This is a genomic window from Bradyrhizobium cosmicum, assembly GCF_032290525.1.
In the GTDB taxonomy this organism is placed as follows: domain Bacteria; phylum Pseudomonadota; class Alphaproteobacteria; order Rhizobiales; family Xanthobacteraceae; genus Bradyrhizobium; species Bradyrhizobium cosmicum_A.
On record NZ_JASXTA010000526.1, the window covers coordinates 1 to 242 of the forward strand.

At 80.2% G+C, this 242-nt stretch carries 1 protein-coding gene; it reads left to right on the top strand.

The genetic code is table 11. The features are described 5' to 3' along the window. On the top strand, window positions 1-242 hold a 242-nt coding region (locus tag QSV46_RS40810; protein ID WP_314964441.1), incomplete at both ends, for a hypothetical protein.

Below are 242 nucleotides of genomic sequence, written 5' to 3' on the forward strand. Positions count from 1 at the left end.
GCCCTGACCGCCCTGCGCTCGGTCGCGGAGGAACTCGGCACCGCCGCCCTGGGCCGCGTGCGCCATCGGCTCGTGGTCACCCACCCGGTCACCGCCGAGGACCGCGCCTTCCTGGCCGCCGCCGGGGTCAGCGCCACCGTCGTCCCCGACGCGGACGGCGTGCTGCACGCCCCCGTGGCGAGCCTGCTGGCCGACGCCGTCACCGTGTGCCTGGGCGCCGGCCCGGCCGGGGACCCGTGGGC